Here is a 371-nt window from a genome sequence, read left to right as displayed (position 1 = left end):
CGGCGTGGCTGTTCCTGGTTTTCAGCTGGCTGTGCCGGCTCGGCCTGAGGGGCAGCCTGTTCCGGCTCGGGGGCTGCTTCCCGCTTCTTGCGGCGCGGCTGCTGCTCTTCCGATGGCTGCGCCTGTTCTGCCTGCGGGGCTGCTTCCTCGGCCTGCGGCGCGGCTTCGCGCTGCTTGCGGCTCGGCGCTTCCTGCTGCTGCTCGGCCTGCGGAGCGGCCTCCTGCTGTTGCTGCTGTTCGGCCTCCGGCTGCTTGTGGCGCTTCTTCAGCAATTCCTCTTCCGAAGGCGCATCCTGGGCAACCTCATACGAGCCGCTGATCGCCTGGGGCGACTGCGCCGCGCCGGTGCCGCCGAGCGCTGACGCATGCAC

At 70.1% G+C, this 371-nt stretch carries 1 pseudogene; it reads right to left on the bottom strand.

Annotated features, from left to right (window positions below):
* Positions 1–371, bottom strand: a pseudogene (locus AC1DIX_RS28290) (hypothetical protein); the annotation flags it as partial.

The sequence above is a fragment of the Massilia sp. 05N420 genome, from assembly GCF_056397205.1.
Note: the sequence above shows the minus strand (reverse complement) of the source record. Positions and strands in the feature narration are given on the sequence as shown.